We start from the raw sequence: 2,115 nt of genomic DNA, 5'->3' as shown, positions 1-2,115 counted from the left end.
CTCTCTCTCTCTCTCGCTGCATCGCTTTTAAACGCTGAAGACAACGGCTTTTTTATCAGCGCAGGCTATCAGATCGGTGAAGCCGCTCAAATGGTGAAAAACACCGGCGAATTGAAAAAACTCTCAGACACTTATGAGAATTTGAGCAACCTTTTGAGCAATTTCAACAACCTCAATCAGGCGGTAACGAACGCGAGCAGCCCTTCAGAAATCAATGCTGCGATCGATAATTTAAAAGCGAACACGCAAGGGTTGACCGGCGAAAAAGACAACTCCCCCGCCTATCAAGCCGTCTCTTTAGCGCTCAATGCGACGGTGGGCTTGTGGAATGTGATAGGCTATGCCATAATGTGCGGGAATGGCAATGGCACAAGGAGTGGGCCTGGCAGCGTTGTTTTCAATAACCAACCAGGAAGTGGTACAACGAGCATCACTTGCAACCGGTATGAAGCGACTGGTCCTGATCAATCCATGTCTATCCAAGAATTTGAAAAACTCAATAAAGCCTATCAAGCTATCCAACAGGCTTTAAAGAGTGGGAATGGGTTTCCTGTCTTGGACGGGAAAGGCACAGAAGTGAAAGTAGAATACACCTACGAATGCGAACAAACTGCTGATATTAATGGTGGTGTGAACCAATTCTGTCAAAAAAATGGCAGCAGTAATGGTGTAACTAGCAGTAGTAGTAACAACAAAGAAACGCAAAGCTTTCAATTCACCAATACCGCTCAAAACCTTTTGGAACAAGCCAGCACGATCATGAATGTCCTTAACACTCAATGCCCTTTGGTGCGATCCACGCATGATGAAAACGCTCCGGGTGATGGTAGCCCATGGGGGATCAATACAGACGGGAATGCGTGCAAAATCTTTAGAGCTGAATTTAGCGCCGTTACTAGCATGATCAAAAACGCCCAAGAAATCGTCGCGCAAGCTCAAAGCCTTAACCAGCAAAACAATCAAAACGCGCCGCAAGATTTCAACCCTTACACCTCTGCTGACAGGACTTTCGCTCAAAACATGCTCAATCACGCGCAAGCGCAAGCCAAGATGCTTGAACTAGCCGCTCAAATGAAAAAAGATCTTAACACTATCCCAAGCCAATTTATCACAAATTACTTGGCAGCTTGCAAAAATGGGGGTGGGACATTACCTGATCAAGGGGTTACTAGCAACACTTGGGGAGCGGGTTGCGCGTATGTGGAAGAGACGATAACGGCTTTAAATAACAGCCTTGCGCATTTTGGCACTCAAGCCGAGCAAATCAAGCAATCTGAGTTGTTGGCGCGCACGATACTTGATTTTAGAGGCAGTCTCAGCACTTTAAACAACACTTATAACAGCATCACCACGACCGCTTCAAACACGCCCAATTCCCCATTCCTTAAAAATTTGATAAGCCAATCCACTAACCCTAATAACCCTGGGGGTTTACAGGCCGTTTATCAAGTCAACCAGAGCGCTTATTCGCAATTATTAAGCGCCACGCAAGAATTAGGGCATAACCCTTTCAGACGCGTTGGATTAATCAGCTCTCAAACCAACAATGGTGCCATGAATGGGATCGGCGTGCAAATAGGGTATAAACAATTCTTTGGTGAAAAAAGAAGGTGGGGATTAAGGTATTACGGCTTTTTTGATTACAACCATGCCTATATCAAATCCAGCTTTTTCAACTCAGCCTCTGATGTGTTCACTTATGGGGTAGGAACAGATGTCCTCTATAACTTCATCAACGACAAAGCCACCAAAAACAGCAAGATTTCTTTTGGGGTGTTTGGGGGTATCGCCTTAGCCGGCACTTCGTGGCTGAATTCTCAGTATGTGAATTTAGCGACTTTCAATAATTTCTACAACGCTAAAATGAATGTGGCGAATTTCCAGTTTTTATTCAATTTAGGCTTGAGGATGAACCTCGCTAAAAACAAAAAGAAAGCGAGCGATCATGTCGCTCAGCATGGCGTGGAATTGGGCGTGAAGATCCCCACGATCAACACGAATTACTATTCTTTGCTAGGCACTCAACTCCAATACCGCAGACTCTATAGCGTGTATCTCAACTATGTGTTTGCGTATTAAAAGCTTGCGTTAAACCCTTTGTGAAACTCTCTTTTT

At 44.7% G+C, this 2,115-nt stretch carries 1 protein-coding gene; it reads left to right on the top strand.

What is annotated here, in order from left to right; translation table 11 throughout:
• Nucleotides 1-2,079: Hop family adhesin SabA/HopD (sabA, locus tag EAL04_RS07960; RefSeq protein ID WP_162982534.1), on the top strand; the 2,079-nt coding region annotated here is incomplete at its 5' end.
• Nucleotides 2,080-2,115 lie beyond the last annotated feature (36 nt).

Origin of the sequence: Helicobacter pylori (genome assembly GCF_003638305.1) — a bacterium.
Taxonomy (GTDB): Bacteria; Campylobacterota; Campylobacteria; order Campylobacterales; family Helicobacteraceae; genus Helicobacter; species Helicobacter pylori_DJ.
Note: the sequence above shows the minus strand (reverse complement) of the source record. Positions and strands in the feature narration are given on the sequence as shown.